This is a genomic window from Blautia sp. AF32-4BH (assembly GCF_003460565.1).
Lineage (GTDB): Bacteria > Bacillota > Clostridia > Lachnospirales > Lachnospiraceae > Fusicatenibacter > Fusicatenibacter saccharivorans.
In genome coordinates this window covers 1-4528 of record NZ_QTVL01000037.1, presented here as the reverse complement: position 1 = coordinate 4528, position 4528 = coordinate 1, and the positions used below count along the sequence as shown (strand labels likewise).

Annotated in this window: 7 protein-coding genes and 1 pseudogene; all 8 read right to left on the bottom strand. The window is 40.7% G+C overall.

All coding sequences use genetic code 11. The features are described from left to right. A pseudogene (locus DWZ44_RS17925) lies at positions 1-200 on the bottom strand (MarR family transcriptional regulator); the annotation flags it as partial. Positions 201-358: 158 nt separating this feature from the next. Then, positions 359-1369: a helix-turn-helix domain-containing protein gene (locus tag DWZ44_RS17920; RefSeq protein WP_117509301.1), complete on the bottom strand. Its 1011-nt coding sequence runs from the start codon at positions 1367-1369 to the stop codon at positions 359-361. Between the two features lie 149 nt (positions 1370-1518). Continuing rightward, positions 1519-1707: a hypothetical protein gene (locus DWZ44_RS17915; protein WP_117509428.1), complete on the bottom strand. Its 189-nt coding sequence runs from the start codon at positions 1705-1707 to the stop codon at positions 1519-1521. Between the two features lie 82 nt (positions 1708-1789). Beyond that, entirely contained in the window at positions 1790-2011 is a 222-nt protein-coding gene (locus tag DWZ44_RS17910; RefSeq protein ID WP_147342497.1) for a hypothetical protein, read from the bottom strand. A 10-nt stretch (positions 2012-2021) separates the two neighbouring features. Beyond that, positions 2022-2369, bottom strand: coding sequence for a ParB N-terminal domain-containing protein (locus DWZ44_RS17905; RefSeq protein WP_243002162.1), 348 nt, complete (start codon positions 2367-2369; stop codon positions 2022-2024). Continuing rightward, positions 2359-3144: a ParA family protein gene (locus DWZ44_RS17900; RefSeq protein ID WP_117805431.1), complete on the bottom strand. Its 786-nt coding sequence runs from the start codon at positions 3142-3144 to the stop codon at positions 2359-2361. The genes DWZ44_RS17905 and DWZ44_RS17900 overlap by 11 nt, the downstream gene beginning before the upstream one ends. A gap of 14 nt (positions 3145-3158) precedes the next feature. Next, positions 3159-3479, bottom strand: coding sequence for a SymE family type I addiction module toxin (locus DWZ44_RS17895; RefSeq protein WP_117509302.1), 321 nt, complete (start codon positions 3477-3479; stop codon positions 3159-3161). 122 nt (positions 3480-3601) lie between these two features. Then, on the bottom strand, positions 3602-4528 hold a 927-nt coding region (locus tag DWZ44_RS17890; protein ID WP_243002160.1), incomplete at its 5' end, for a zinc ribbon domain-containing protein.

Here is a 4528-nt window from a genome sequence, read left to right as displayed (position 1 = left end):
GTAGTAAGAGATGTTATCGCTAATCCGCATTTAGTCGAGAGTGACCTGATTGAGATACCATCCTCCTGCCACAGCACATAAAGAATACGTCCCTGGGCTCCATTAAACGCATCAATATTCTTTTCACTGAGAATCTTCTCAAAAATCCGGTCTCCAAGCTGTTTTATTTTGGTGACAAGAAATCCTCCATTCATTTCCATACAAAAGCTCCTATATAGTAGTTTATTAAAAACATACTATATAGGAGCTTTATTGTCAAGAGTTTATATGTCTTAATAGATAAATTCCGTTTTTTTCAATTCTCCAAACTTGAATTTCTGGATGAGTATAATATGCGGAAAATAAACTTAACTCCATCTTAAATATAGTGCTGAGTTTCACTGCCACTCTTTAACACCATTTTCGCCACACCAAGCAATGCTGCAAACAAAACACCTGCAACCGGCCATACAATCCATGTAATATCCCAGCTCATCGTCCAGAAGCTCCATGCAAGGTAAATCGCTGTAGTCAAGCACCAATATACACCAGAAAACGTGTCAGTCTTTTTCTTAAACAGTTTTTCTTCTTTTGTATATTCCCCTTCCTGAAGAAGGGTATCGTAACTGCTTTTTACCATCCCAACACGAACCAACAGATTCACTCCTATTGCAAGTATGAATAGCAGTAATCCAACGGAAAGACCGCAGTAATAGTCGGACGCTTCCATAGATTCGGCAATAATTGTCGGAATCACTGCCAGTATACAAAGCACTACCCCAACAGCCGTTCCTCTGATAAAAATTGGTTCATAGGAATCTTTTTTTTCTCGTACCATTCCAGATACACCATACTCTGTTTCAAAGCATTCTTTTTCAAAATGTTCCATATGTGATTCACTCATTCCATATGTAATAAACAAAAAGACGGCTGCCGCAACCATTCCAAGCAAAAAAACACATCCAAATACTGTTGCCAGAGATTCCGAAACATGAAATACGCTATCTTCTGCCATTGTCACAAGAACAATCAATAATATTGGACTTAAGATACACATACTTGTTGCGTTTGCCACTACTTTGGATCCATTTCTTTTCATGTCAAGAAATTCATTTGCATTCTCCATAGTTACTTTTTTCAACGGTTCTGCATAGCTTTCAGTACTTTCGTGATAGGTGATATTTTCTGCTTTCATTTCATCTTTTAATAGGTAATCTGTACTAACACCAAAAAGCTCCGACATCTGTAAAATTCTTTGCAAATCTGGAACAGCTCCTGCACTTTCCCACTTAGATACTGCCTGTCTGGATACGCCCAACTGATTGGCTAGTTCTTCCTGTGACCATCCATTCTTTTTTCTTTCCTCTGTAATCTTATCAGCTAAAATCATTTTTTCCTCCTTTTGCAGATTTTATGAGCTAAATATAACAGTTTTGCTGTTTGCATTCCACCATTTCAGGCTGTAAATCTGTCAACCAGCAGTTGCAAATCACAAAAGGACTCTATGAATCCCGATTTTCCAGCAATACAAGCAGGAAATTATTTATCATCTGTATTGTTTTCCTTTTTCTTATGAGTCGAACCCAAGCAAAGAAACGAAGAACCAAGACATAACCATACTATAGCCATAGAATTTTCATTTCCACTCGTAAAGTCTATAGCTGAGGCTACGAGAAACAGAACTGATGCAATATAAAATAAGATTGATTTATTTATTCCTTTTTTCATAAATAAGAATCTCCTCCAAATCCCGACTTTGATAAACCCATTATACCCTTTCTGAAACATCCTGTCACCACATTTCATCAGATCAGAACCTGTCAAAATCCTCCTGCGTGGCAACCTGTCTCCATCCCTTATACTCATCGTTCCTGCTTTCCACAAACATATCATTCACCATCCCGATAGTCAGCAGATCCAGATCCCGGATGGAAATCCCCAGCTGCACACACTGGAGAAGAAACAGGGGAGTTGTCATTTCACGGTCTGTTGCATGAAGTTTTTTAGCCTCCACATCCGTCCTGATGTTCATCCCCCACAATTCAATCAGCTTCGGCAAAACCTGATAAATACTGAATCGCAGGTATCTCTGTCAATCCTGATATCTTTGCCGCATTGGTTCTGTTATGCCCTGCAAGCATCTCATAGCCCCTTGCAGCTTTCCTCACAATCACCGGATTCAGCACACCATACTCCCTGATGCTCTGTACCATATCTTCCAGGCGTTCTCCCTCATACAGCCGGAACGGATGATCATGAAACGAATGTATTTCCTCAACCGGAATAGAAACAATCCCGTTCACAGGCACTGGCGTATTCTTCACCGGATCCTCAGCAAGAAGATCCAGTGCGTCCTGAAATACTTTTCTTTTTGGTGCATTAGCTTTCATCCCCAACCACCTCCTCTGCCAGATTCCGGTATGCTTTACAAGCCTTATTCTCCGGTGCATACTCCAGAAGCGGCTCACTGTAATAAATTGATTCTCCCACCTTTACTGTGTTTGGTATGATACTCTTAAAAATCCGGATCTGTCCATCAAAAGTATCCGTCAGCTGTTCTGTGATTACCTTACAGAGATTTGTTCTGGCATCACACATAGTCAGCAGGATCCCTGCAATCTGCAGGCGGTCATTCAGTCTGCTTCTGACTTTCTTCACTGTCCGGATAAAATCCTGCAATCCCATCATTGCCAAAAGCTGCGGATTGACGGCAATAATCACCTCATCAGCCGCCGTCAATGCGTTAATCGTCAATGTTCCGAGCGATGGACAGGTGTCTACAATAATATAGTCATACAGCCCTCTCAGCGGCTCCAGAATACCAGTCAGCATCTTCTCTGAACCCATCTCCATCCGCAGCTTACTGTCCACTGCTGAAAGCATCATGGATGATGGAATAAAGTCCACACCATTTCTACTCTGTATAAACTCTGACGGATCCGGCATTTCCTCATCTTCCAGCCGATTCATCATCAGATGTCCAATCGTCACCGGCACAGCCGCAGGATCTTCTACTCCGAAGCAGGTTGTCAGATTTGCCTGGCTGTCAAAATCAACAGCCAGAACCCTTTTTCCCATCTCAGCCAGTGAATACGCCAAATTCCAGGAGCTGGCAGTTTTGCCAACTCCCCCTTTAAATGATCCACACATTATAATCCTTGCCATACATTCTCCCCCTCTCATGCTTTCTTTCCATAACAGCCTGCACTCTGCTCTGCCACATATTTTGCAGTAATTTCTTCTTTTTCATTCTGGTATCTGATTATCAGTTTCTTAATCTCCTCATCCATAAATGCGGTCTTCGCTTCCTGCTCTTGTGCTTTATCCACATCCGGCGTGATAATCAGCTGACCATTTTCACATTTCACCTGCACATAATCCCCAAGATGAAATCCCAGTTCTTCCAGCCACTTTCCTTTTAATGTAATTGCCGGAACTGTCTCATATTTATAACCGCTCTGTCCACAAACCTTCATATTCCTTACATTTTTCTTTGCCATAGAATTGACTCCTTTCAGATTTGACTAATAGATTTTCAGATAAAAAGAAAAAGCCGCTGACACGTTATCTTCTAACGCATCAACAGCTTCTATCCTGCTTTAATTCAGTGTATTATTCGATTTTATTTAGGCTCTTTACCATCTTTAATACGGTAGTAATCGTCCATATCCACGCTGAGTTTTACCGTGGTATCTGGTTTTCGGTTGCTCAAGAGGCACACAGTCTCAACTGTACTTTCGTTGTCCCAACAAAGTTCCTGTATTTCCCTGTCTCCAAAATACACCGGAAAACGGAACTTTATGTGCTTCAGGAATCTGCCATCTGGCTGCTCCTGCTCGTAAATGTCCACCTGTTCCACAAAACTGTTAAGAAATTCTTTCTTCTCCAGGTCGGTGAACTTATCATATAGTTTATCAAAATATAAAAGAAATTGATAGACGTTTTCTTCTGATATTTTCTGTTGCTGAATATTCAGCAGGCGGTTCTTGACTTCTTCTATACTGTTCTCCACGCCTTCAATTTCATCATACAGACGGTATAACCTTGTCTCCATATCCTGATATTTCTTTTCATAAAATTTATCCATGATGTCCAGGCTATCCATCTGCTGTCCAAGTCTTGCTTTTGCTCCGGTCAGCTGCCTGTACTGTTTTTCCAGTCTTTCAATCTCTTTTTCTATTTCTTCTGTATCTATTCTTGAACCAATTTTATTCAGAATTGCTTCTTCAAATTTCGGATTCTTCACCAGTTTCCGGATAACTTCTTCTACTGCATTGTTAATCTTCTCTTCGCTCCATTGTTTACGATATCCACATTTATGACCGTCTACCAGGCGACGATGTTTGCAGGCATAATAGAAATAATCCTTATATAAGGTTCCGTCTTTCTTTTTCTTTCGGTTCACGTTTCCATACATACCGCTTCCACATAACGGACATCTCAATATTCCGGATAAAATATGCTCATGATCGAGGCTATGTGTCTTTTCATATTTTACACCTGTTTTTTCCCGTTTTTGATGTGCCAGCTCCCAGTCTGTTTCTGAAAT

Bases quoted from the DNA above. Each gene is read 5' to 3' on its own strand.
- DWZ44_RS17915 (WP_117509428.1), bottom strand. From the start codon at position 1,707: ATGAAAAAAGGAATAAATAAATCAATCTTATTTTATATTGCATCAGTT.
- DWZ44_RS17920 (WP_117509301.1), bottom strand. From the start codon at position 1,369: ATGATTTTAGCTGATAAGATTACAGAGGAAAGAAAAAAGAATGGATGG.
- DWZ44_RS17905 (WP_243002162.1), bottom strand. From the start codon at position 2,369: ATGAAAGCTAATGCACCAAAAAGAAAAGTATTTCAGGACGCACTGGAT.
- DWZ44_RS17900 (WP_117805431.1), bottom strand. From the start codon at position 3,144: ATGGCAAGGATTATAATGTGTGGATCATTTAAAGGGGGAGTTGGCAAA.
- DWZ44_RS17910 (WP_147342497.1), bottom strand. From the start codon at position 2,011: ATGAACATCAGGACGGATGTGGAGGCTAAAAAACTTCATGCAACAGAC.
- DWZ44_RS17895 (WP_117509302.1), bottom strand. From the start codon at position 3,479: ATGGCAAAGAAAAATGTAAGGAATATGAAGGTTTGTGGACAGAGCGGT.